This window comes from Enterococcus sp. DIV0561 (genome assembly GCF_050539875.1).
GTDB lineage: Bacteria > Bacillota > Bacilli > Lactobacillales > Enterococcaceae > Enterococcus > Enterococcus faecalis.
Map to the genome: position 1 here is coordinate 1,534,985 of NZ_CP172927.1, position 24,980 is coordinate 1,559,964.

Sequence of the window (24,980 nt, forward strand, 5' to 3'; positions counted from 1 at the left end):
TTTACTTTTCCTTCTTTCTATTGGTTAATTGCACAAAATATGTTTGTAAATTTAGCGGCGCAATTTGAACCTCTGCTTTTTCAGTTGGCAAGTCGCCGTACACGTAAGCCGTAACTGCCCCACCTAAAGTGTCCATGCCTAAGATTTCCAATGACTGAGTATAGCGCTCTACTTGTTCTTTCGGCCCAGAAACAATGCGACCGTTTTTCAAAATTGTTTCAATAGATTCTGCGCGAATCAATTTTCCTTGATCAATGATGATAATATCTTCTAATAAATTCGCAATTTCTTCAATCAAATGGGTAGAAATCACAAACGTACGGGGACGTTCTTGGTATGTCTCAATTAAATAAGTATAAAATAATTCCCGATGATTGGCGTCTAAACCTAAGACCGGCTCATCTAAAAAAATATACTCACAGGGGACGGATAGCGCCACTATTAGTTTAGCAATACTCCGATAACCAGTTGATAATTTTTTGAATGCCTTTTTACTATCTAAACCAAAATCGCTTAACATTTGTTCGGCCAAAGACCAGTCAAATGATCCATAAAAACCTTCAGTCGTTTTAAAAATATCTTTAATTTTTAACTGAGGAGGAAATAAATTATCTTCACTCATTAAGTAAATATGATTCAAAGCAGTCTCATTATCGGTCACTGTTTCTCCCGCCAATTGAACGGAACCTGAAGTGGCAAAACTTCGATTATTAATGATATTTAATAACGTACTTTTACCAGCCCCATTCCTGCCTAAAAGCCCATAAATCGTTTCTTTTTCAAAAGTAATTGAAATATTATCTAATGCCTTTTTTTGATGATATTTTTTGCTTACTGATTCCACCCGCAAACTCATGCGTCATACCCTCTTTCAATTAGTTGTTTTAATTGTTCGGCTGTAATCCCTAATTTTTTAGCTTCTGCGACAACTTCTAAGACTTCTTTATTTAAAAATTCTTCTTTCCGTGCCCTTCTTACTCTCTCTTGAGCGCCTGGTAAAACAAACATGCCAATCCCCCGTTTCTTTTCAATCAGCTGTCGTTCTACTAATAAATTCATTCCTTTTAAAACGGTGGCTGGATTGATTTGGTAACTTTTTGATATTTCTGTGGTTGAGGGAATTTGTTCGCCTTCTAAGTAAGCGCCATTAAAAATTCCTTCGGCAATCTGATCGGCTACTTGCTGAAATAAAGGCTTTTCCCCCGAAAAATTAAATTCCATTTTTACACCTCGCTTAAACGGTTAACTACTTATGTAACTAACTATATATCTTAGAAATTCTTTTGTCAACAAAAAAACCATTGTTTCCAAAGAAATTTTTCTTTGAAAACAATGGCTATACTTTTGAATTTATTGAATGGTTTCGTTCTTATAGGGTTCCATTGTATAACAATTCATCGGTTGTTTCGTTGACAATTTTTAAGCGATTTTGTTTTTTGATCAAAATACTTTTATAGGTTGTTTCTGTAGCCTTTTCTTCCATCACAAGAATGCGTTTATACTCATTATCAGTGACTTGCTTAATCGTTGTTTGATTTAAGGACGGAATTTTTTCTTTTAGCGTTTTTTCTTCCGCCAGACCTTTTAAGATTTCTGATTCTGTAGTGGAACTTGTGGATTTACTAGAATCGCTTGATACACCTTCGTTATTAGACGCACTTTCAGATGACTTGCGACTTGATTCGGTTACTTTAGGCTGTGATGATTCACTGGTATTGGTTGAATTCATTTGCGTTTGGGTTTGATTCCCACATGCACCAATTAGCAACCCAACGCCTAAGATAGAGCTTGCTAAAATAGTTTTTCTAATCATTTGCATGACCTCCTACATCTATCATTACTTTAACCTTAACATTTTTCAGCTAAGAGAACAATTTTTCAGATTAGAAAAGACCACTAGTCGTTATTTAAATAAACGAACTAATGGTCTTACTTATTTAGGAATGATCTTCATATGAGTGAGTGGGTAATAAACAAATTGTGCTTTCCCTAAGATTTGATCTGCATGTATTGCACCAAAAGAACGGCTGTCTTTGGACATACGGCGATTATCACCAAGCACAAAATAGCTATCTTTAGGTAACTTTTCTTGCATTAACAATTCTTTTGAATCAAAATTCGTAGTATAAGGCATCGTTTCATGATCTTTTTTTCTGTTTTTAGTTAAATAGGGTTCAGCGATTGGCTGATTATTGACATATAATTGATCGTTTTCGTAACGCACAGCTTCTCCTGGTAAACCAATCACACGTTTAATCAGAATCGATCCTGTGTCTGTTTTAAAGACCACCACATCAAACCGTTTAATGGCGGAGAATTTTTCCATCACAATCATATCTCCTTGATTCAAGGTTTTTTGCATGGAATGGCCATCCACCCGAACAGGAATCAGGAAAAATCCTCTTAAAATAAAAACGGCTACGATTGCTGGTACTAAAATTTTCAGAAAGTACATTAAATACCCAACATAATCACGTTTCTTCTTCAACTTCGTGCCACCTTTTTTCTAGTTTTTTTGAATTTCTTTGACTGCTGTATCGTAGGCAGCGTCATTTTCAAGAATTAATTTACCTAAAGTGGCTTCAATTTTTGTGGCTGTTTCATTGTCGATTTCTCCAGTTACAGGCAAGCCATTTTTCTGTTGAAAATCGCTAACCGCTGCTTTTGTTTCTGCGGTGTAGTTTGCATTGTTTTCATCAACAGGATACGCTAATACAGCTAAAATAGCATTTAAGTTCTGAATATCTTCAGATTGATCCCCTTCTTTTAGCGTTTTATCGCGAGGAATCAATTTTAAATAGGCATACTCGGGGTAATCAGCTTTGATGGTTGGTTCAATTCCTTTTTCGTTGATCCATTCGCCTTTTGGTGTTAACCATTTTAAAACAGTCAATTTTATTTCGGTTTGGTCATTTAAATCCTTCACCGTTTGGACCGTTCCTTTGCCAAATGTTTTCGTTCCAATTAGTGGGACATTCGCAGATTCATGCAGTGCTGCAGCAAAAATTTCGGATGCACTGGCACTATTGCCATCAATGATAACTGCAACAGGTTCTTTTACTTTAAAGCCGTCGTCTAATTCTTTGGAAGCAACTTCTTTCATCGTACGTCCTTTTTTGTCTTCAAATTGAACAATTGTTTCGCCATTTTTTAAAAACATACTGGCCATTCGCTCTGCTTGATCTAGCAGTCCACCAGGATTTTGGCGTACATCAATTACAAAGGATTTAGCTCCTTTGGCTCGTAAATTCGTGATTGTTTCTTTCAATTCTTGATATGTTTTTTTACCAAAGGACGTAATTTTAATCGAGCCAATTTGTGCATCTTTTTTGTCTAACTCACCTGTCACTGTTTTAACGGGAATTTTCCCACGTTTGATTGAGATATTTTTAGTTTCTCCCTCTCTTTGGATAGTCAATTCAACGGAAGTTCCTTTTTTACCTCGGACTTTTGAGACGACTTCTGCTAGTTTCATCCCTTTTGTAGCTGTACCATCAACTTTTTCAATAATATCGCCTTCTTTGATTCCCGCTTTTTCAGCTGGGGAATCTGCTACAGGGGCCTCTGCTACAACTGGTTCGCCATCTTTTATTGTCATAGTGGCACCAATTCCTTCAAAATCGCCAGATAAGCTTTCGTTTAAATCATTGGCAGCAGATTCATTTAGATAAGTTGAGTATGGGTCTCCAATAGCTTCAGACATGCCTTTTAAGGCGCCTTCAACTAATTCATTTTTATCTACTTCACCTACATAATTGGTACTAATTTCATTATATAAATCCTGCACTTTGCTTAAATCAGCATTGGTAATTGCCCCTTCTTGACTCATCTTTTTAACACGATGATCAAAATAAATATAACTACTTCCTCCAGCTAAAAATGCGACACAGAGGAGCGAAATAATATATTGATAAAAAGGAACAGTTCGTTTGTTCTTCATAGATTTCATCTCATTTCTAACAAATTCGTCACTACTTTTGTTTACTATAACATGAATGAAAAAAGAGGAAAAGCTTTGTTTGCTTTTCCTCTGGATTTATTTATTGTTTTCAAGGTACTTTTCCCATAACTCATCAAAGATGTCCATGTTGCTTAAATAGTCAGCATTCATTTCTAAATAAGAAGAAAGTTCATGATAATCCTCGGTTTGTTTTGGAAACTGAATATCTTTGGCCGCTTCATTGGCAAAATCAGTTTCAGGATCTTTAGCCGGACCTTTTAATGTCATTAAGTAATGGTAAAAGCTTCGTCTCATGTAAATTAGTCACTCCATTTTTCTTCGATAAATTCACTTCTACGTTGATGGGACAATCCATAACGCAAAGCGTCTTTTTTATAAAAGTCTTGATGGTATTCTTCAGCAGGATAAAATGGTGCTGCTGGTTCGATGGTGGTAACAATTGGTTCTGTAAAACGGCCACTATTAGCTAGACGTTCTTTACTTTTCTCAGCAATTTCTTTTTGTTCTTGAGAACGATAAAAAATAACTGGCCGATAATTATCGCCGCGGTCTTGAAACTGACCGAAAGCATCAGTAGGGTCCGTTTGTTGCCAATAAATGTCCACTAATTGTTCGTAAGAAATAATCGCTGGATCAAAAGTGATTTCTACTGCTTCCGTATGGCCTGTTGTGTGTGTTAGAACCTGTTCATATGTTGGATTAGGCACGTGCCCACCTGTATAACCCGAAACAACTGAGATAATCCCTGGTTGTGTATCAAAAGGCTGCACCATACACCAGAAACAGCCGCCTGCAAAAATTGCTTTTTCTTCCATCTCTAACACTCCTTTTTTATTTCTCTTTTGGCAAGTATATATTCATCCGAATGTCATCGTCAACTAAATTAATCTTTTCTGCTCGAACAAATAGACCATTTTGCATTCTAAACTGATCTAAACGTAATAAAACAGTTTGATCATCTGGATTGATTTCAACCCATTTAGGTAGTTTGTAAGAACGTTTAGCAAATTTCAATACTTCTTTAATTGGCAAGCCTAACGTTCCTATAGATAAACTTTTTGCTTTTAATTGTACATTACCATTCGCCATCACGTAAGGATCAAAATATAAGTAAAAAGGAATGTCATGCCCTAACACCTGAAATGTTCCATTTAATAAAGCATCATTTTCTAAATAAAATTTATATTTGATCTCCGAACCTTTTTGAAAGTCGGCTAAATAAAAGTCAATCAGTTTGTTCACTTGTTGTTTTTTTGACTGAATTGTGACGACTGGCTCGCCTTCTTTTTCAACAATTGCTGGTATTTTCTTTAAATCTGGTTCGCGAACTTGTGTTGCTCGAAATGTCACGAAAGCTACACTACCAATGACTAAACCCACTAGAACAAGAAAAGCGATTTTCCAGGGATTTCGTTTAGGATTGGTTGGTTGTGTCTTTTTAATTGATTTACTTGTTTTTGGCTTTTCTTCATTCATTTTATTCACTACCTTCTGATTTGGTTATCCATTCTTTCTCTGTCTTGACCATTTCATCCCGGACAGCTCCGGCCATAATTTGGTAGCCAAGATTATTCGGATGGAAGCGATCTTCTTCATATAACAAATTGTTTAAATCCTCTTTGCTAGCACTACTTCCTGTAGTTTCTGAGTCGCCACCAGTTACGCCAACTTCATCGCCACGACCTTTATAGAGTAAATCATTGATAGGAATGAAATAGGCTCGTTTTTGCTCTTGAACCATTTCTTCGGTTGCTTGATTCCAGTTATCAACGATTTCTTGCATTTCTGTAATTTCGGAAAAGTTTAAGTAGAAGGGATTGTAAATTCCTAAGACATAAATAGGGGCCTTCTTGTTGTACTCTCGGATTTCTTCAAGTAGTCGTCTTACTCGGCGTTGATAGGCTTTTTGTGGACGATTGAACGAGCTGACTTTCAAGTCGAAAATATTACTACTAATTACTTTCATTAAGTCATTTCCACCAACCGTTAGCGTAATCACGTCCGCAGAGGCAAGGCCCTTTTGAATTTCAGGTTTTTCTTTGATTCGTTTTAAAATTTGGTCACTACGATCCCCATTTTTCCCAAAATTGTCTGTTTGAACACCGTTCAAGTTGTAGTGTTCTTTTAAATCATCTGCCACAATAGGAACAAAACCTCCACTATTCGTCAAATCGCCAATTCCTTCAGTTAAAGAATCACCGATAGCTGTATAATGAATGACTTCTTTTTGATTTTTTTGAAAAGTTGTGGCCACTTTCTCTTGCTTTAATAGTGGCTTTGCTTTGGGGATGGCCACACTTAACAATGTAAAAACACCTAGCGCAATGAGGATAGGTGTTAAGACGGTCAGCAAAATATGCTGTGTTTGTTTTTTCATCTTCGTCACTTCCTTTTAAATAAACCAACAAGAAATTTTCCTTTTCTTGTTAGAAAGAGGTTGCGTCTACTCATTTAAGAGTGAGACCCAACCTCGTTATTTCTTAGTCTGTATAGTACATAATAGCAAAGGCATTTTTTCCTGTATGTGTTGCAATGACTGGATTCGTATGTAATACGGGAATATCCATGTCTTTAAAGATTGCTTGTAATCCTTCTTTGAATCCATTTGCTAGTTCTAGCCCATCCGCATGAGAAATGCCAATTTGTCGAACATTTGGAATCTTACTTAATTCTGATTTCAATTCGTCAAACCATTTATTAAACGTTTTAACGCCGCGGCCTTTCGCTACAGGAATCAATTCCGTATTTTCAAAGTCCATGACAACTTTCATATTAAAAATGTTTGATAATAATCCTGTTGTACGGCTGATTCGTCCACCTTTAACCAAATTATCCAATGTTGAAATGCCAATGTATAATTTAGTATTTTGTTTGACGCGTTCAATTTCAGCTAAAATTTCTGGAACACCCGCTCCCGCTTGTGCCAATTTTGCTGCTTGAATGACTTGGAAAGACAAACCTTGGTCTGTAAAATCGCTATCAATCACCGTTACTTTACTTGATGATAAGTTGCTAGCTTGACGGGCCGCTTCAACCGTTCCACTTAAGCCTTTTGTCATGTGAATCGAAATTACTTCACTGCCATCTTCACCTAAGCGATCATATAATTCTACAAATTCACCAATTGGTGGTTGACTGGTTTTTGGTAAGGCCTTCGCATTAGCCATCATGTCCATAAATTTTTCGCCTGGCAAATGTTCATCATCTGGATAAACAACGCCATCAACCATAATTGATAAAGGCATCATATGGATATTTAATTCATCTCTAAGACTTTTTTCCATCGTACATGAAGAATCCGTTACGATTTTAACGTTTGTCATAAATTTATCACTCTTTCTTTAAAAGGAACCTGTTTTCATGGTAGAATACCATTAAACGGTTAATTATCTAGTTATAGTATAACAGACACTGCCGAATTTTTCATCAAATTAAAATAAAGGAAGTGAATTTATTGGAAAAAACGCATTTCTCAAAAAAATACCTAATCGTGAACGAAGTCTTAAATGCAGTTACACATGGCATAGGCGCAGGTTTAAGTATTGCTGGCTTAGTCATTTTACTTGTTAAAGGAGCTCGTTTAGGCTCACCGATTCACGTGGTATCTTATGCTATTTATGGCTCCATGTTGATTCTACTTTTTTTATCTTCAACGTTATTTCATAGTTTAATTTTTACAAGAGCCAAAAAGGTCTTTCAGGTCTTCGATCATAGTTCTATTTTCTTATTGATTGCTGGCAGCTATACGCCGTTTTGCTTAATTAGTATTGGCGGTTGGTTAGGTTGGACCTTGTTCAGTTTAGTCTGGTTAATCGCCATCGTCGGTATTGTCTATAAATCCCTCACGTTGCATAAACAAGAAACAGTGAAAAACATTTCAACGATTATTTATATTGTTTTAGGTTGGCTCTGTATCATCGCTGCTCGTCCGTTATATGAATCTCTTGGATTTACAGGAACAGCGTTATTGGTCGCAGGGGGTGTGTCTTACACATTAGGTGCAGCCTTCTATTCATTGAAAAATGTGCGGTTTATGCATGTGGTTTGGCACTTGTTCGTCATGCTTGCAGCGATTCTCATGTATTTTTCTGTTCTCTTTTATACGTAATCACAGCACAATAAGAACACGATGCTCAAAGCATCGTGTTCTTTTATTGCCCTAAATCTCTTTATTATAAAGGATTATTCTTCTTTTCGAATTATTTTAACATAAATTAGTAGAAAAGACTTTACAAAACGAACATACATTCGTATAATAACAATACGAACACTCGTTCGAATCAAATGAAGAGGTGATACACATGGAAGCAATTCGTCGTGTTGGATTTTTATTTTTTGTATTGGTTATAGGTATTTTTTTGGGAACATTAGGATTACGTCTTGCTTTTATGATCGTGACGCCGTTATTTATTCTTTGGTTTATGTCATGGGATGAGAAGCGTTATACACGTACACGTAAACAACAGCAAGCAAGATACGTTTATCGTAAGTTCCCTTAAAATAAATAATAAAACGGTGTGTTCCCCCCAAGCTATGCTCCGTTTTTATAAATATGTCAAAGAAAGAGCGAAGGATTAAATTCCTTCGCTCTTTCTAATTAAATTAGATTAGTATTCCATTAAGGTAACAATATCGTAGCCATCAATTTTATCGCGGCCATGTAAATCCATTAATTCAATTAGGAACGCACAACCAACCACAATACCACCTAATTGTTCGACTAATTCGATAGTTGCTTTAATTGTACCACCAGTTGCTAGCAAATCATCACAAATCAAAACACGTTGGCCTGGTGTGATGGCATCTTTGTGCAACGTTAATGTATCTGAACCATATTCTAAGTCATAAGTCACTTCGATGGTTTCACGAGGAAGTTTTCCTTTTTTGCGAACCGGAGCAAAGCCAACCCCTAGTTCATAAGCCACTGGACAGCCGACAATAAAGCCACGAGCTTCCGGTCCTACAACCATATCAATTCTTTTTTCTTTCGCGTAATCCACGATTTGTTTCGTTGCTTCACGGTAGGCATCCCCATTAGCCATTAATGGAGAAATGTCACGGAACACGATCCCTTTCTCAGGATAATCTGGAATGCTTGCAATGTAATCTCTTAAATCCATTTTTATTTGTCCTCCTCATTCCACAGCCATTGTTGTATTGTTTGACAATCACTGTAAAGTAGAAATTCTTCTGTTTTTATTTTTTTCAATCGTTGTTGGTACACTTGACTTTCAGTCAATGGTCGATTGTCGGGTTTCTCAATACTGTTTAAAACACCGCTTTCTATTGTAACAAATCCTAAGTCAAAAAACACCTGTATCATGAAAATTAATAATTTTTCTTGGATATTTAAGTAATTTGCCACCTTCGATAGCTGGGAACGTAGATTTACTTCTTTTTGCTGCAAAATAAATTTATACAATGTTGCAAATTGTTCACGTGAAGCCATACCGTTTAAATAAGCTTCTTCTGGTGAAATAAACATCATGTATATACGTTGTATCTCAGTCGCTTCAACAATTTCTTTAACCGTGATTGCTTCCACAGGACAGTCGACAAAAACCAGTTGTTCGATTTGATTTTGAGAAACAACTTCCACCAATTCTTCTTGGTTTGACCAAACAATAATATTAGCGGTTGGATCTGAAATGAATTTTTGATTTTTTTCATCAAACAAAAGATAAGCTGTTGCTTCTGAAGAAATTGGTTTCGTTTGATTATTTTTGCCACGAAAATCAAATAATTGTCTTCCCGATACAGCAAAATCAGTCACCATTAATTGTGGTTTCTTACGACCATTCCATTCATTGATGGAAAGTTGGCCTGCCACATCGGCGGTTCCTTGTGCTAGTTCATCCGCTTGAGGCCCCATTTGAAAAGCAATTGCATCCAATTGTGCCCCTTCTTGATTCATTTGAAATTTGAGATGTGCATTATCTGCACCAATTTGACGAATTTGCGTAGGCGTGATTTCCTTAAATACAAAAGTTGGAACAGTATTATCAGTCCCAAAAGGCGCCAAAATACGCAATTGATCAATAAAAGCAGTCGTTGCCTGCGAAACCGCTAAGCTCTCACTAATGAGTAACTCTTGTCCATTAGCCATATCAATTTGATTTTTTTCAATAAAGTGTGCCAAATGTTCCTGAACAAAAGGAATATTTTCAACAGGTAAAGTCATTCCCGCTGCCATATGATGCCCACCAAAATGAGTGAATTGCTCACGCACTTCGTTCAACGCCTCATAGAGATTCAATGCGCTAATGCTACGTCCAGAGCCTTTTGCGGTTTTACCAGATTCATCTATTGCTAAAATAATGGTTGGTTTCCCCGTTTCTTGCATAATGCGGCCCGCGACAATCCCTAAGACACCTTCATGCCAGCCTTGTTTCGCTAAAATATGGACCGGCGCATTCGGGTCGATTAAATCCAGGGCTTCTTTGGCAATCGTCGTTACAATGTCTTTTCGTTCATTGTTTTGTTGATCAATATATTTAGCGATTTCCAGCGCTTGTTCTTCATCAAATGTAGTCATTAATTCAACACCTGGTGCGGCTTCCCCTAATCGACCTAACGCGTTTAAACGAGGTCCAATGGTAAAGCCAATTGATTCTTCTGAAACAGATTCCTTTTTTACACCTGCTTCTTGTAGTAAAACGTCTAAACCAATTCGATCACCAGTTTGAATCATTTGCAGGCCCATTTTGACAAACGTTCTATTTTCATCGGTTAATGAAACCAAGTCAGCAATTGTCCCAATTGCTACCAAATCTAATAACTCAATTGGCAATTCACCAAGTAACGCAGTAGCGACTTTGAAAGCCACGCCAACACCAGCTAAATCTCCAAAAGGATAGTCACCTTGTGGATGTCTAGGGTGGACAAGCGCATAGGCCTCTGGTAATTGTTCAGGCAATTCATGATGGTCAGTAACGATTACATCTACTCCTTGTGCCATAGCGTAGTTAATTGCTTCATGTCCAGCTACACCATTATCAACGGTTACAATTAATTGGACTCCTTGTTCAATTTGTTCAGCAAATACGTCTTTATTAGGTCCATATCCATGAACAAAACGATTCGGTAGAAAGTACTGAACCATGCCACCGACTAATTCGATTGCTTCTTTCATAACCGTGGTACTAGTGATGCCATCTGCATCATAATCCCCATAGACAAGGATTTGTTCACCCGCTTCGACGGCTTGCTGGATGCGGGCTACCGCTTTCTCCATATCATGCATTAAGAACGGATCATAAATATCTTCGATAGTCGGATGTAGAAACTTACGTAATGCTTCTTCTGTCCGGATATTGCGGTGCCATAAAAGTTGGCCAATTAATGGATTAATTTGTTCTTTTTTTAATTGTTCTATAAATTCTACAGGTAATTCTGTCTTTGTCTGTAACTGCCATTGATAGTTTGATTTTTTCACGACGTCACTCCTAACCAAGTAATTATAGCAAAATTTTTCCAAAAACTAAAGAAAGCATTTTTTTAAATCTGAGAAAAAAACTGTGATATCTGTTAGATAAATAGCAGATATCACAGTTTTATTTTAAAAGAAACTTAGCGATAAAGTCTCTTCCTTATTTTTGTTCCTCTTCATTCACACGAGGTTTCACATAACGATCAATACGACTACCTGACACAGGCGTTGCGTCTACTTCTGTGTTTGATGTTTGTTCGTTGACCACTGGTTCTGCGACTTGTGGTGCTGCCGCTTGTTTGGCTTGCAAATCAGCCAATTGATTATCAAAAGAACGTTGAACTTTTTCCGTTTCTTCTTTGACTAATTTATCCATATCATTTTTATAAATATCCAACTCTTTTTGTACAGCTTTTAATTCCTTACGTTGGTTCCAAATGGTGGTTGTGGAGGTTAGTAACCCAACTAGTGCGCCAATAATTGCAGAACCTAAAATAATTAAGATTAACGGTCCACTAATTTTAGTAAAACCAAAGTTTACTGGAACAGCTTGATTATTTAAAACAGCAAAAATAACAACAATTAAGACCAACACAAGGCCCAAAATAACACGCCATTGATTTTTCATGACTTGATCGACTCCTTTATTTTTTATTTAAAATATTTCCCGCTATGAAATCTCCTAAATGTGGAAACAATGTATAAAAGCGGGCAGCTGCTTCCATGACAAACGGACGATTAATCTCACGTCGAGAAGTCCCCATACTCCCAACCACTTCTTTCGCTAATTTCGTAGGGTCCAAAACAATTTTATCCACCGCAGCTAGATAAGTGCCTGTCGGGTCCGCTTTATCAAAGAATTCTGTTTGGATTGGTCCTGGATTGACAGTCGTTACTGCTACACCCAACGGTTTCAATTCTAAACGTAAAGCATTTGAAAAACCTAACACAGCAAATTTCGTTGCAGAATAAACGGTTGATTTAGCTGTAGCCATCTTCCCAGCCATTGAAGCAACGTTGATAATATGTCCTTGCCCAGCTTCAATCATTTTAATAGCTACTTTTTGAGTAAACGTCATCATTCCTAGAACGTTGACATCAAACATTTGGCGTGCAACAGCCAAGTCAATCTCAACAAAATTTTCAAACAAGCCAAAACCAGCATTATTGACTAAAACATCTATAGAACCAACTTCTGCTGAAATAGCTTCAACCACACGTTCAACGCTTTCTGGATCGGCAATATCTAATTGATAAGAAAATGCTTCTCGTCCGCTTAAAGCGGCACACTGCTCGCGAACTTTACCAATCAAATTAATTCTGCGGGCACAGACAACGACGACCGCCCCTTGTTTAGCTGCTTCATAACAAATTTGTTCACCTAAACCAGCTGAACCTCCAGTTACGACAACGACTTTATTTGTTAAATCCATCTAAGCTCCTCCTTCATTGGCAAATGGAATCTCAATGATATCCATATCTTTCACGATTTTTGTATTGGGGAAAATTTCTTGGGCTTCTTCTTGAAGCTGATAGGCCTCTTTGGTTAAATAACGGGCACTAATATGCGTTAAGATAAGTTGTTTTACTTGCGCTTCTTTTGCAACTTCAGCTGCTTGTTGACTGGTTGAGTGGAAGTAGGCTTTTGCCATTTTTGCTTCGTGTTTATTAAACGTACTTTCATGGACTAAAACATCCGCTCGTCGTGCTAAGGTTACGCTATTTTTAGTTTTGCGAGTGTCTCCTAAAATCGTCACGATTCGACCAGGTTTACGCTCTCCCACAAACGCTTGTCCATTAATTTCCTGTCCATCAAAAACGATCGTTTCACCACGTTTGAGTTTGCCATACAATGGCCCAGAAGGAATCCCTAAAGCTTGAAGTTTCTCTACTTGTAATTCTCCTTCATGCGCTGCTTCCTCAATTCGATAGCCAAAGCTCGTGATGCCATGGTCCAAGATATTACAGCGAACAGTGAATTGTTTATCTTTAAAAATAACGTCATTTTCTTTTGTTAATTCAATAAATTTCAGTGGATAGGACAACCGCGATTGTGAGACCCGTAAAGAAGTTTTAACAAAATCAGCAATCCCAACTGGTCCATAGATTTCTAAAGGTTCTGTCCCGCCCTGAAAAGAACGACTACTTAACAAACCAGGTAAACCAAAAATATGATCCCCATGTAAATGTGTAATAAAAATCTTTTCAATTTTTCTTGGGCGAATACTACTTTTTAAAATTTGCAATTGCGTCCCTTCCCCACAATCGAAGAGCCAAACTGCATTTCGTTCATCTAATAATTTCAACGCAATACCTGTGACATTGCGATGTTTTGCTGGCACACCAGCGCCTGTTCCTAAAAATTGTATTTCCATCTGCTACCATACTTTCTTTTAAACTTCCTTTTTATTTTAGAAGAAGTTTGCTCCTTTAGCAAATAATAATTTATCTATTTTCTCAAAGTTTTCTTCTTAGTTTACCGCATTTTACGATAAAATAACAAAAAATTAGCAAACTACCATAAAAAACCGTGATTTCTTAGTATTTTAAAAGACTGTTTCCCTTTATTCAGAAAACAGTCTTTAATCCTTATTCTTCTTTCGATGTCGCTTCTTTATGTTGTTCTTTTTTTGCTTGCCACGATTGTTTCGCTTCATTTGCAACTTCGTTCGCATCGTTAATTTCTTGTTGGACTTCCTCTAAATCAAGCCGCGTGATTTCGCCACCTAAGTCAAACATAACCAATTGGTTGAGCGGACGGTTGTCTTCTTCTTCTGCAATTAATAATAATCCCGTTTGTCCTTCATCAATCTTTTGAATCACATGTTCAAAAACCGTTTGTGCTTCTTGAATTTCTTTGGCGTCTTTGCTTGCACCATACATACTTCCAGCAAACCAGCCAAAAAGAATGCCCAGAGGACCACCTAATATGCCTACTAACATCCCAATCATACTATCTTTTGATGTATGATTGTTGCCTGTAAAATCGATAAAATCATTGATTTTAAATTGATGCTGGCCATCATTAACATGTGTAACAACCGCCATTTGCTCACCTTTAAGCTGTCTTTCTGCCTGCATCTTTTTTATTTCGGAAAATGCTTGGTACGATTTACTTTCAATATCAAAGTTCATAATGATAATTCGTTTTGCCATACAAATCGCTCCTTTATTCTGGATACATCTATTTTAGCAAGAAAGGTCTGTCTCTAGCAATGAAAACTTTTTGGTTATGTATAAAAAAAGAAGATAGCTAGGCTACCTCCTTGTTGCTGCTTATTTACCATCAAGAATATTTAAACGGACCTTTTTCGGACCATCGATACGTACACTATAAACAATTGTCCGAATTGCTTTTGCAACACGCCCTTGTTTACCAATGATACGTCCAATATCTTCTTTGGCCACAGTCAAATTATACTCGAGGAAATCAGTTGATTCCTCAATTTCTAATGAGACTGCTTCAGGTTGACTGACTAACGGACGGACAATAGTTAAAATTAACTCTTTCACATCTGCCATATTCAATCACCTTATTTCTTAACGTTTTTAGCTTCATGATGTTTTTTCATAACGCCTTCTTTTGAAAGGATGTTACGAACTGTATCAGAAGGTTGCGCACCTTTAGATAACCAATCTAAAACTAAATCTTCTTTTAAAACTACTTCTGCAGGGTCTTTCAAAGGGTTGTAAGTACCTACAGTTTCGATGAAACGTCCATCACGAGGAGAACGAGAATCAGCTACTACAATACGGTAAAAAGGACTCTTTTTAGAACCCATACGTTTTAAACGAATTTTAACTGCCATTATTAAATACACCTCCATTAACTTAATCACAAGAGTTAGTTTAACAGATTAACAACAACCTGTAAAGAGTTTTTTCTTGACACCTTTACTTTTTTTCAATTTTTTTAGCCAATTTGCAGGAAACCAAACGAAATAATGAAGAATTTTTACAAAATTTGATAATAGTTGTACTGGTTTCTCACTTGAAAGCCTTCTGTTTGATAGAGATGAAGCGCTGCTTGATTTTCTGTTTCAACTTCTAAAAAAATAGTCGCTGAGGCTGAATTTTCTAAAATCATTCGGAGCGCAGACTGTAACACTTGACGGCCAAGACCGCGACCTCGTTGCGTTTTTGTCACAACAAAGCCATAAATCCCCCATTCGTTTTCAAAATGATCCAAACGTAGCGTGGCTAAAAGTTGATTGTTTTCTTTATAAATAAGTGTTCGTTGAAGGTCCTCCGGTAAAGGCGTACCTTCTAGTAACCTAGCCAAGGAATGCAAATCAGCCGCTTGTGGTCGGAGAAGTGTCAGCTTCGCCAACTCCTGTGAGTAAGTTTCTCTTTGAAAAACCAGATACTGTTCTGAAAAAGCTGGCACAATTCCTTGTCTATTAAAATAATTCAGGCCAACAGATTGCTTGTCGTCCATCACGAGAAAGACTTCTTTCATTCCCCACAAAGCTGCTTGCTTTTCGAGTTCTTGAACAAGTTCTTCAAAAAATGGCCCTACATTTGGCGCAACAATCGTCGCTTCCAAGGTTTCCCCATCAAAACAATACCCTACGATATACGCTTGAATGGCTTGTCCCTTCCTGTATAAACCATAATAAGTATAAGCTGATTCCTCAGGAAATGTTTGTTCCAATTTATAAAAAGTTCCTTGTTTAATCATTTCCTTGTTTCTTAATTCAGTCAATGTTTGTTTCTCCGACGGTGTTAATTGTCGGCGCCAATTTATTTTTTTATTCAAGCAGTTGCTCCTTTACTCATCCTTTTACTAGCTATTATACGTGAAGTTACGAAGTTCAACAATGTACAAGGATAAAACGTTTGCGCTTTTTTTGAAAAAGTACTATCATAAAGTAAGTAAAAGAAAAATGGAGGGATTTACATGACAAAAAAAATTGGTATTTTTGTAGGGAGTTTAAGAAAAGATTCATTTAACAAATTGGTAGCAAAAACAATGGCGGACTTATTTCCAGCTGATTTCGAACCTGTTTTTATTAACATTGGTGATTTAGAATTATACAATCAAGATTTGGATGATGAAGGAACCCCCACCGAAGCTTGGACAACATTCCGTGAAGAAGTCAAACAAGTAGATGGTGTGATGTTTGTAACACCAGAATATAACCGTTCAGTACCAGCTGTTTTAAAAAATGCATTGGATGTCGGTTCACGTCCGTATGGCGAAAGCGTTTGGGATAAAAAACCCGGACTTGTGGTGAGTGTTTCACCAGGTGCAATTAGCGGATTTGGTGCGAACCATCATTTAAGACAATCATTAGTCTTCTTAAATGTTCCAACTTTACAACAACCTGAAGCCTATATTGGCGGTATTACGAACTTAATTGGTGAAGATGGTAAAATTATTGATGGCACTGTTGGCTTCTTACAATCAATTGTAGATGCTTACGTGGATTTCTTTAATCGCTTAACTGCCTAATTGAATCAATCGAGAAAAAGTGAGGCAACTTTTTACAGGTTGTCTCACTTTTTTTATTTTTTTGCTTGACCTTCTCGTTACGTAAAGGTTTATGATAGATTTTGTCAGGAGGAATGAATGATGGAATATACAATTAAAAAAATGGCTTCACTATCTGGCGTCAGTGCACGGACGTTACGATATTATGATGAAATTGGTCTTCTTCAACCAGCCAGAATTAATTCTTCTGGTTATCGAATTTACGGGCAAGCCGAGGTGAATCGTTTGCAACAAATTCTTTTTTACCGTGAATTGGATCTGAAACTAGATGAAATTAAAGAAATTTTGGAGCAACCTGACTTTAATGTTGAACAGGCTTTATACGAGCATCAACAAAAACTATTGGAAAAGCGCAATGAAATTGATCGTCTTTTAGCCTCTGTTCAACAAACCTTACACCATTACAAAGGAGAGATAAACATGTCAGATCAGCAAAAATTCGAAGCATTCAAACAACAACGAGTTCAAGAAAACGAAGAAAAATATGGTAAAGAGATTCGGGAAAAATATGGCAACGAAACGATTGAACAAGCCAACAAAAAATATTTAAACTTGACGGAAAAAGACATGCAAGCAATGCAGAACGTGGAAAAAGATTTATTTTCTAAGTTAGCCATGTATCAAAAATCACCCAAGTTGACTAGCCAACTTGCGCAAGAAATTTTCCAATTACACAAAGATTGGTTAATGTACTCTTGGTCAAGCTATTCGCCAGAAGCACACAAAGGGTTAGGCCTTATGTATGTTGGCGATGAACGATTTACGTCATATTATGAACAACACGGCACTGGTTTTGCCGAAGCGTTAAACGCAATTATCCAAAACTACGCTTAAACAGAAAGTGCGCCATCAGTCGAAGAGACTGATGGCGCACTTTCTGTTTCTTATGATAATTAACTAAAGCCTGTTTATCTTTTTTTCTTTTTCTTTTTTTTGTTTTTCTTCATCATACGATTCATGGCCATTTTACCTAACTTGCCTTTAACACCGCCACCTAGCATTTGATCCATACCAGGAATGTTCATATCCCCTTTGGACATTTGTTGCATCATTTTTTTGGATTCTTTAAATTGTTTAATCATACGATTGACTTCAACCACACTATTTCCTGAACCAGCTGCAATTCTGCGACGGCGACTAGGATTTAATAGATCAGGATTTTCACGTTCTGCAGGGGTCATTGATAAAACCATCGCCCGTTTCCGTGCCACATCTTTTGGATCGACTTTGACATTTTCAATACCAGGCATGTTACTCATTCCAGGGATCATTTTTAATAAGTCTTCAATCGGTCCCATGCCCATAACTTGATCCAATTGCTCAATGAAATCGTTAAAGTCAAAACTGTTTTCTTTCATTTTTTGAGCAAGTTCTTCTGCTTTTTTCTCATCGTAATCTTGTTGCGCTTTTTCAATTAGCGTCAACATGTCCCCCATACCTAGGATACGACTCGACATACGATCGGGATGGAAAATTTCTAAATCGGTTAATTTTTCACCAGAACCGACAAATTTAATCGGAGCGCCCGTTACTGCCCGAATTGACAGCGCAGCCCCCCCACGAGTATCGCCGTCCATTTTGGTAATAACAACCCCAGTAATTCCAAGCTGTTCATTAAAACTATCTGCAACGTTGACAGCATCTTGCCCCGTCATCGCATCAACAACTAACAGAATTTCATTGGGATTAGCCAACTCTTTAATTTGTTTCAATTCGTCCATTAAAGCTTCGTCAATGTGTAAACGGCCGGCCGTATCAATTAAGACATAATCATTTTTCTTTTCTTTTGCTAACGCTAACCCTTGACGAACAATTTCCACTGGATTAGCATCGGTTCCCATATCAAAAACGGGAACTTCTAATTGTTGACCTAAAACCTTCAACTGATCAATCGCTGCTGGACGATAAACGTCACCAGCGATTAAAAGCGGACGAGCGTTTTCAGTTTTCATTAAGTGTTTGGCTAATTTACCAGTAAAAGTTGTTTTACCAGCCCCTTGTAACCCTGTCATCATAATCACTGTTGGGATTTTTGGAGATTTATTCAGTTCAACCGTTTCTGAACCTAACGTTTTCGTTAATTCTTCATCAACAATTTTTACAATTTGTTGGGCGGGTGATAAGCTTTCTAATACTTCGACTCCTACTGCCCGTTCTCTGACACGTTTTGTGAAATCTTTGACCACTTGTAAATTAACGTCGGCTTCTAATAAAGCCAAACGGATTTCTCGCATCATTTCTTTTACGTCGGCTTCGGAAACTTTTCCCTTACGACGGATTTTACTCATTGCCTGTTGTAGGCGGTTTGTTAAACTCTCAAAAGCCATAGTTTCATTCCTCTATTTCTTGAATTTGTTCAATATATTTTTTGATTTCACTATCTTTGGGATAAGTTTCTTGAACATACTGCTGTAGCTGTTCAAGATATTCTTTCCGTACAACATAGTTTGAATAAAGATGTAACTTTTTTTCGTATTCTTCTAAAATTTTTTCGGTTCGTTTAATGTTATCATAAACCGCTTGGCGACTAACCTCATATTCTTCCGCAATTTCTCCTAAAGAAAAGTCATCAGCATAGTAAAGCTCCATATAATTCATCTGCTTTTCCGTTAATAATGTCGAATAAAATTCAAATAACGCATTCATGCGGTTTGTTTTTTCCATTTCCATGAGCCGTGCTCCCATCTTCAATCCCTTATAGGTTACCGATTTCATAGGGAATAGTCAATCTTTTTTTACTAAGTTTTTACCTTTTAAAAAGAAATGTCAGCAAGTTGCCATGTTTCTTCAGAATAAACGGTCATTCCTTGTTGAATAAAATAAGCAGTTGCGACTCCAACTCCAGCTTTTTTAATGCCAGAAAATTGTCCATCATAAATCAGCTGGCTGCCACAGCTGGGACTTTTTTCTTTCAAAATCAAGGTTGTAATTTGTTGGGCTTTTAATTTTTGATACGCGCGTTGTGCCCCTGCTTTAAATGCCTCAGTCACATCTTCCCCGTTATCCGTATATACATAAGCAGTATTCGCCCAAACATCAAAGCCATCCCCGCCAATGATTTCTGCTGGCGGACGTGGAATGGGCAACTCCCCTAAAACTTCGGGACAAATCATTATTGCTTTTCCATTAGTTACAAGTTGTTTTAACGCTTCTTGTTCTTGAGATTTTCCATCGTAACGGCAACAAATCCCACCTAAGCAACTACTAATACCAATCATTCGCTTCTCCTCATTTCATTTCTCTATTATACCATGAGTTGACTTTTCTCAAAAGTAGCATTCTCGCTTACTTTAAAGTACGTTCTTCCTCTAAAAATATGTTAAACTAACAATAGTGAAATATACACTTATTTTCAGAAATTTCTTGAAGGAGTTATGTAAATGAAAAAAGTTCTTGTCGTCGATGATGAACCATCGATTTTAACTTTGTTAACCTTTAATTTGGAAAAAGAAGGCTATCAGGTGACTACTTCCGAAGATGGTAAAAACGGCTTCGAATTAGCTTTGTCTAATCAATATGATTTTATAATTTTAGATGTAATGCTTCCTGGTATGGATGGCTTAGAAATTACCAAAGCACTTCGTCGAGAAAAAATTGACACGCCTATTTTGATTTTAACTGCCAAAGATGAACAAGTAGATAAAATCATCGGCTTAGAAATTGGGGCAGATGATTATTTAACAAAACCTTTTAGTCCCAGAGAAGTCTTAGCACGTATGAAAGCTATTTTTCGTCGTTTAAAACCTACCACGACCGAACCGCTTCAAGAGGACACACCTAAAGCTCCGCTTGTGATTGGCGAGATTCGTGTGGATGAACAAAATTATGAAGTCTTTGTGCGCAATCAGCCCATCGAGCTAACACCAAAAGAATTTGAATTACTCGTTTACTTCATGAAACGCAAAGATCGGGTCATTAATCGGGAAACCTTGTTGGAGCGAATTTGGCAATATGACTTCGCTGGACAAAGTCGCATCGTCGATGTCCACATTAGTCATTTACGTGATAAAATCGAGCCCGATCCCAAACGGCCCGTTTACTTAGTAACTGTCCGTGGCTTCGGCTACCGTTTTCAGGAGCCAAAACGATGAAAAAGAGACTGCGGATTGAATATTTTTTAGTTGCGGCAGTCATGCTTTTATTATTTGTCGGGAGTATTGCAGCGACCAATTTTTTCTTTCAAAAAGAAATGGTTGCTCAGCAAGAAACCTATTTAAGAAGAAAAAATACCCTTTTAACAGACCAGTTGCCCCCTTCCGTTTTCGAAAAAGGGCAACTGACAAACCAACAACAACTCCTTGTCACCCATGCGTTAGATGATGCAGAAGAACGGGTAACTTTGTTGCAAAAAAATGGTACCGTCTTTTTTGACAGCAGCCAAAATGAACCGCTAGAGTCGCACAAAAAACGGCCTGAAATCGCTGCGGTTCTATCAGGAGCTACCTATGGTTCAGCTTTACGAAAGAGTAAAACGTTAAATAAAGAACTTCTGTACGTTGCCACGCCCGTTTTAAAATCAGGAGAAATCGTTGGCATTATTCGGATTTCGGAACAAACCGCGCTATTTTCTAAAAATATCCAATCTTTTCGTCGCTATATTATCTTTACATTTGGCATTTTGTTCCTACTAATTACCTTGTTTATCTTTTTACTGTTACGGCAAAAAAATCAACCGCTAGTGACTGTCTTACCGATTCTGAAACGAATGCTTAAACATCCAGATGAAAATCGATCCATTATCCAGCAATCTTCTGAATGGAATGAACTTTACGAAACTATTAACCTACTGAGTCAACAAGTAAGTCAAACGTATAAAGCGTATACGTCTGCGGATGAGCAATTTCACGAACTTTTAGATGAGCTGATGATTGGTGTCTTTATCATTGATACGCAAGGACGGCTTCGTCTGTTGAACCCTAAAATGCAGGAAATGTTAGGACTCTCTGCTAAAAATATGCAAAGCAATTATCTTGAAGTGATTCAAGACGCCGATTTGATTCATTTAATCCATCAAGTCATCGCTGAAAAAAACAGTTTACATCAAGAAATTACTGTGACACAAGGACCAACACCTTTACGATTAGATCTTTCTCTTCGTTACTTGGATGATCAAAGTGCCAATGATTATCAAGTATTAGGAATTGCCTATGATTTAACGCGCGTTCGCCAACTAGAAAAAATGCAAAAAGATTTTGTATCAAACGTGTCTCATGAATTAAAAACGCCTGTCACTTCTCTTTTGGGCTTTACCGAGACACTCATAGATGGCGCCAAAGAAGATCCGGAAGTCCTTGATCAATTTTTGCACATCATGCAAAAAGATGCCCAGCGTCTGCAACAATTAATTCAAGAAATTTTAGAACTTTCTCGGGGCAGCGCAACAATTCCTTATGCAGAACAAGAAATTACTTTAGAAAAATTTATTACAGAAATTCTCGGCTCTTATCAGCAACAATTGGCAGCAAAACAGCTGAAAACAGTCGTTCATGGTCTGCCAGAGAGCCAATTTTTCACCAAATACGAATTGTTTTATCCAATCGTGAAGAATCTAATTGAAAATGCCATTCAGTATTCCCAAGAAAATGGTCAGATTACTATTTCTTATGCTATTGAAAATCAGCAATTACGTTTATCTGTTCAAGATACTGGCATTGGCATTAGTCAAAAAGACCAAGAACGGATCTTTGAACGGTTCTATCGCGTCGATAAAGCACGTAGCCGTCATTCTGGTGGCACCGGTCTAGGTCTAGCTATTGTCCAAAATTACACAGAATTATTAGGCGGTAAAATCGCCATTGATAGTCACTTAGGGTTAGGTACCACTTTTACAATCACCTTGCCTTTAACAAAAAAAGAAGCCTAAAAAAACTCAGCCAATCCTGTTTATTGGCTGAGTTTTTTGTTTATTTTTCAGTTACTTTTCCATTTACATCACGTTCTACTTGCATATCTGTGATGGCTAAATAACCTAAGTCTTTGACAATTGTTTTTTGAACATCATCAGTGACCATATAGTCTAAGAAGGCTTTTACATCTTTATTAGGCTCCCCTTTTGTATACATATGTTCATAAGACCAGATTTTCCATGAATTGTCTTTCACGTGTTCTTCTTTTGGTTCAACACCATCAATGCTTAAGGCAACAGTGGAATTATCCATATAAGAAAAAGCTAAATAGCTGATTGCTCCTGGTGTTTGTTCAACAATTTTACGAACTGTTCCCGAAGAATCTTGTTCTTGTGATTGAACTGGTTTAGCTCCATCTAAGCCCCATTTTTCAAATGTTGCTCGGGTGCCACTTCCGTTTGCGCGGTTTATTACGACGATTTCTTGATCTTTGCCGCCCACTTCTTTCCAGTTTTTGACTTTGCCAGTAAAGACATCAATCAATTGTTGCTTCGTTAAATTCTTCACGCCGACTTCTTTGTTGACCACTGGTCCCATACCAACCACGGCTACCCGATGATCAACTAATTTAGAGGCATCCACGCCATCTTTCTCTTCGGCAAACACATCGGAATTTCCAATGGTCACTGCGCCATCTGCAACTTGCGAAAGTCCTGTTCCGCTGCCGCCACCTTGGACAGAAACTGTATAATTGGGATGTTCTTGTGTAAATTGATCTTTCGCAGCATCTACTAACGGTTGTAAAGCGGTGGAACCAACAGCGACAATTTTAACTGGTTTGTTACTATCCGCTTCGCTGGATTTTTCAGTTGTGCCTCCTTGAGCTCCGCACCCAGTTAATAATAACCCTAGACTCAGCATAGTTGCTGCAATTACACGTTTTTTCATCTTTGCACTTCCTTTTCAATTAGTTACAAGTTTAGTCTACCAAGACTCTGTTAATTCTGTTTCAATTAAATGTAAATAAAAGGTAAAGGTGTGTAAAGAATCTATAAAGGTTAGTGTGTTACGCGTTGTGTCGCCATGTAATGTGCAATTCGTTCCATGGCCGTTGTTAATTTATCCATATCGGACGCATAACTAATTCGGACGTATCCTTCTGCTTCTGGGCCAAAAGAAATACCTGGAATCAACGCTACTGCTTCTTTTTGCGCTAAATCAATACAAAATTTCATAGAATCTTGTTCATAACCAGTAGGTATCTTAGCAAAAATATAAAAGGCGCCATTTGGACGTGCAACCTCAAACCCCAATTGAGTCATCTGTTCATAAACAAAATCGCGCCGTTTCCGATACTCTTCTTTCATAATTTCAGCATCATGCATTCCTTCGATTAAGGCACGAACAGCCGCTTTTTGAGACACTGTTGCAGCCGCAGTAACTAAATACTGATGAACTTTAATGATCTCCGCTGTTAAAATCGCTGGTGCAAAAATAAAGCCAATCCGCCAGCCTGTCATGGCATGTGATTTCGACAAACCGTTAATTAAAATCGTTTGGTCACGTAACATTTCAGCAATCGAAACATGACTCTCATCATAAGTTAACTCACTATAAATTTCATCGCTAATCACAAAAATGTCGTATTTTTTTAGAACATCAGCAATTGCTTGCAACTCTTGGCGGTTATAGGTGACACCAGTTGGGTTACTAGGATAATTTAAAATAATTGCTTTGACTTGTTCCCCATGCTCGGCCATTGCCGCTTCAATCATTTCAGGGGTCAAGACAAAATCGTTGTCTCGTGTGTCCAAATATACCGGCTCCGCCCCCGCCAATGTAATAATTGGTTCATACCCTGGGTAAATAGGTGCTGGCAATAGCACTTTGTCACCTTGTTCTAAAATTGCTAATAACGAAGCTGAAATCGCTTCTGTTGCTCCAACTGTTACTAAAATTTCTGTCGCAGGCTGGTAAGTCAAATGGTACTTTTCTTTCATAAAATAAGCGGCTGCTTCACGAACATCTAACAAACCAGACATCCCTGTATAATGAGAAAAATTCGCATCAATTGCTTCTTTGGCTGCTTTTTTGACATGCTCAGGTGTGTTAAAATCCGGCTCTCCTAGCGTTAATTTTAAAATACCTTCAATTCCTGAGACTTGTTCGTCAAATTGACGAATTAAAGAAACAGCAATTTTATTTACTTGACGATTAAAACGATTGGTTAAATCCATTTAGCTTCACTCC

At 37.4% G+C, this 24,980-nt stretch carries 30 protein-coding genes; 6 read left to right on the forward strand and 24 right to left on the reverse strand.

The features are described from left to right. Position 1: 1 nt before the first annotated feature. From IGM13_RS07440 to IGM13_RS07485, 10 genes are all read right to left on the reverse strand, one after another. Positions 2–856, reverse strand: coding sequence for an ATP-binding cassette domain-containing protein (locus tag IGM13_RS07440; protein ID WP_002408442.1), 855 nt, complete (start codon positions 854–856; stop codon positions 2–4). Continuing rightward, positions 853–1,221 carry a GntR family transcriptional regulator gene (locus tag IGM13_RS07445; RefSeq protein WP_002408441.1) on the reverse strand — a complete coding sequence of 123 codons (369 nt, stop codon included), beginning with the start codon at positions 1,219–1,221 and terminating at the stop codon, positions 853–855. Before IGM13_RS07445 ends, IGM13_RS07440 begins: the two co-directional genes overlap by 4 nt. A gap of 148 nt (positions 1,222–1,369) precedes the next feature. Further along, positions 1,370–1,819 (reverse strand): hypothetical protein, encoded by a 450-nt coding sequence (locus IGM13_RS07450; protein WP_002420159.1) that lies wholly within the window; start codon positions 1,817–1,819, stop codon positions 1,370–1,372. 114 nt (positions 1,820–1,933) lie between these two features. Next, positions 1,934–2,488, reverse strand: coding sequence for a signal peptidase I (gene lepB / locus IGM13_RS07455; RefSeq protein WP_002382369.1), 555 nt, complete (start codon positions 2,486–2,488; stop codon positions 1,934–1,936). An 18-nt stretch (positions 2,489–2,506) separates the two neighbouring features. Then, positions 2,507–3,949 carry a S41 family peptidase gene (locus IGM13_RS07460; RefSeq protein ID WP_025188670.1) on the reverse strand — a complete coding sequence of 481 codons (1,443 nt, stop codon included), beginning with the start codon at positions 3,947–3,949 and terminating at the stop codon, positions 2,507–2,509. 87 nt (positions 3,950–4,036) lie between these two features. After that, complete coding sequence (locus IGM13_RS07465) at positions 4,037–4,255, reverse strand: YozE family protein (RefSeq protein WP_002357449.1); 219 nt, start codon at positions 4,253–4,255, stop codon at positions 4,037–4,039. A 5-nt stretch (positions 4,256–4,260) separates the two neighbouring features. After that, positions 4,261–4,776, reverse strand: a complete 516-nt coding sequence (gene msrA, locus IGM13_RS07470) for a peptide-methionine (S)-S-oxide reductase MsrA (RefSeq protein ID WP_002357448.1) — start codon at positions 4,774–4,776, stop codon at positions 4,261–4,263. 16 nt (positions 4,777–4,792) lie between these two features. Then, positions 4,793–5,446 (reverse strand): YpmS family protein, encoded by a 654-nt coding sequence (locus IGM13_RS07475; RefSeq protein WP_002377303.1) that lies wholly within the window; start codon positions 5,444–5,446, stop codon positions 4,793–4,795. Next, positions 5,439–6,338, reverse strand: coding sequence for an SGNH/GDSL hydrolase family protein (locus tag IGM13_RS07480; RefSeq protein ID WP_002420157.1), 900 nt, complete (start codon positions 6,336–6,338; stop codon positions 5,439–5,441). Before IGM13_RS07480 ends, IGM13_RS07475 begins: the two co-directional genes overlap by 8 nt. Before the next feature lie 103 nt (positions 6,339–6,441). Then, entirely contained in the window at positions 6,442–7,284 is an 843-nt protein-coding gene (locus tag IGM13_RS07485; protein WP_029692867.1) for a DegV family protein, read from the reverse strand. A 131-nt stretch (positions 7,285–7,415) separates the two neighbouring features. On the opposite strand from IGM13_RS07485, the gene trhA reads away from it, so the two are divergent. After that, positions 7,416–8,069, forward strand: a complete 654-nt coding sequence (gene trhA, locus IGM13_RS07490; RefSeq protein ID WP_002357443.1) for a PAQR family membrane homeostasis protein TrhA — start codon at positions 7,416–7,418, stop codon at positions 8,067–8,069. 193 nt (positions 8,070–8,262) lie between these two features. Next, positions 8,263–8,460, forward strand: coding sequence for a hypothetical protein (locus tag IGM13_RS07495; RefSeq protein ID WP_002360203.1), 198 nt, complete (start codon positions 8,263–8,265; stop codon positions 8,458–8,460). A 108-nt stretch (positions 8,461–8,568) separates the two neighbouring features. On the opposite strand, the gene IGM13_RS07500 is transcribed toward IGM13_RS07495, so the two are convergent. The 9 genes from IGM13_RS07500 to IGM13_RS07540 all read right to left on the reverse strand — a co-directional run bounded on the left by IGM13_RS07500 (position 8,569) and on the right by IGM13_RS07540 (position 16,149). Continuing rightward, positions 8,569–9,081, reverse strand: coding sequence for an adenine phosphoribosyltransferase (locus IGM13_RS07500; protein ID WP_002357441.1), 513 nt, complete (start codon positions 9,079–9,081; stop codon positions 8,569–8,571). 2 nt (positions 9,082–9,083) lie between these two features. Continuing rightward, entirely contained in the window at positions 9,084–11,396 is a 2,313-nt protein-coding gene (gene recJ / locus IGM13_RS07505) for a single-stranded-DNA-specific exonuclease RecJ (protein WP_002420153.1), read from the reverse strand. A 154-nt stretch (positions 11,397–11,550) separates the two neighbouring features. After that, complete coding sequence (locus tag IGM13_RS07510; protein ID WP_002357439.1) at positions 11,551–12,018, reverse strand: LapA family protein; 468 nt, start codon at positions 12,016–12,018, stop codon at positions 11,551–11,553. A 16-nt stretch (positions 12,019–12,034) separates the two neighbouring features. Continuing rightward, complete coding sequence (locus IGM13_RS07515) at positions 12,035–12,823, reverse strand: SDR family NAD(P)-dependent oxidoreductase (RefSeq protein WP_002377298.1); 789 nt, start codon at positions 12,821–12,823, stop codon at positions 12,035–12,037. Further along, complete coding sequence (gene rnz / locus IGM13_RS07520; protein WP_002360200.1) at positions 12,824–13,765, reverse strand: ribonuclease Z; 942 nt, start codon at positions 13,763–13,765, stop codon at positions 12,824–12,826. Positions 13,766–13,979: 214 nt separating this feature from the next. Then, entirely contained in the window at positions 13,980–14,546 is a 567-nt protein-coding gene (locus tag IGM13_RS07525; RefSeq protein WP_002357436.1) for a hypothetical protein, read from the reverse strand. Positions 14,547–14,666: 120 nt separating this feature from the next. Then, entirely contained in the window at positions 14,667–14,912 is a 246-nt protein-coding gene (locus tag IGM13_RS07530; RefSeq protein ID WP_002357435.1) for a KH domain-containing protein, read from the reverse strand. A gap of 11 nt (positions 14,913–14,923) precedes the next feature. Then, positions 14,924–15,199: a 30S ribosomal protein S16 gene (gene rpsP, locus IGM13_RS07535; RefSeq protein ID WP_002357434.1), complete on the reverse strand. Its 276-nt coding sequence runs from the start codon at positions 15,197–15,199 to the stop codon at positions 14,924–14,926. 146 nt (positions 15,200–15,345) lie between these two features. Continuing rightward, on the reverse strand, positions 15,346–16,149 hold the full coding sequence (locus IGM13_RS07540; RefSeq protein WP_002408437.1) for a GNAT family N-acetyltransferase: 804 nt from the start codon (positions 16,147–16,149) through the stop codon (positions 15,346–15,348). 141 nt (positions 16,150–16,290) lie between these two features. Here IGM13_RS07540 and IGM13_RS07545 point away from each other — a divergent pair, with 141 nt between their 5' ends. Continuing rightward, on the forward strand, positions 16,291–16,845 hold the full coding sequence (locus IGM13_RS07545) for an NADPH-dependent FMN reductase (RefSeq protein WP_002357432.1): 555 nt from the start codon (positions 16,291–16,293) through the stop codon (positions 16,843–16,845). A gap of 117 nt (positions 16,846–16,962) precedes the next feature. Then, complete coding sequence (locus tag IGM13_RS07550) at positions 16,963–17,718, forward strand: MerR family transcriptional regulator (protein WP_002420152.1); 756 nt, start codon at positions 16,963–16,965, stop codon at positions 17,716–17,718. Positions 17,719–17,792: 74 nt separating this feature from the next. On the opposite strand, the gene ffh is transcribed toward IGM13_RS07550, so the two are convergent. The 3 genes from ffh to IGM13_RS07565 all read right to left on the reverse strand — a co-directional run bounded on the left by ffh (position 17,793) and on the right by IGM13_RS07565 (position 20,102). Beyond that, the gene (ffh, locus tag IGM13_RS07555) at positions 17,793–19,211 is read right to left on the reverse strand and encodes a signal recognition particle protein (protein ID WP_002360194.1); all 1,419 of its coding nucleotides are present in this window, start codon (positions 19,209–19,211) and stop codon (positions 17,793–17,795) included. A gap of 4 nt (positions 19,212–19,215) precedes the next feature. Then, positions 19,216–19,554: a putative DNA-binding protein gene (locus tag IGM13_RS07560; protein WP_002357429.1), complete on the reverse strand. Its 339-nt coding sequence runs from the start codon at positions 19,552–19,554 to the stop codon at positions 19,216–19,218. Positions 19,555–19,637: 83 nt separating this feature from the next. Further along, positions 19,638–20,102 (reverse strand): DUF523 domain-containing protein, encoded by a 465-nt coding sequence (locus tag IGM13_RS07565; protein WP_002364031.1) that lies wholly within the window; start codon positions 20,100–20,102, stop codon positions 19,638–19,640. Positions 20,103–20,264: 162 nt separating this feature from the next. On the opposite strand from IGM13_RS07565, the gene IGM13_RS07570 reads away from it, so the two are divergent. After that, the gene (locus IGM13_RS07570; RefSeq protein ID WP_002360193.1) at positions 20,265–20,975 is read left to right on the forward strand and encodes a response regulator transcription factor; all 711 of its coding nucleotides are present in this window, start codon (positions 20,265–20,267) and stop codon (positions 20,973–20,975) included. Continuing rightward, the gene (gene pnpS, locus IGM13_RS07575; protein WP_002420151.1) at positions 20,972–22,747 is read left to right on the forward strand and encodes a two-component system histidine kinase PnpS; all 1,776 of its coding nucleotides are present in this window, start codon (positions 20,972–20,974) and stop codon (positions 22,745–22,747) included. Before IGM13_RS07570 ends, pnpS begins: the two co-directional genes overlap by 4 nt. Before the next feature lie 40 nt (positions 22,748–22,787). On the opposite strand, the gene IGM13_RS07580 is transcribed toward pnpS, so the two are convergent. After that, a complete protein-coding gene (locus IGM13_RS07580; RefSeq protein ID WP_002420150.1) occupies positions 22,788–23,678 on the reverse strand; it encodes a phosphate ABC transporter substrate-binding protein PstS family protein in 891 nt (296 codons plus the stop codon). Between the two features lie 110 nt (positions 23,679–23,788). Further along, entirely contained in the window at positions 23,789–24,967 is a 1,179-nt protein-coding gene (locus tag IGM13_RS07585; RefSeq protein ID WP_002365726.1) for a pyridoxal phosphate-dependent aminotransferase, read from the reverse strand. Positions 24,968–24,980 lie beyond the last annotated feature (13 nt).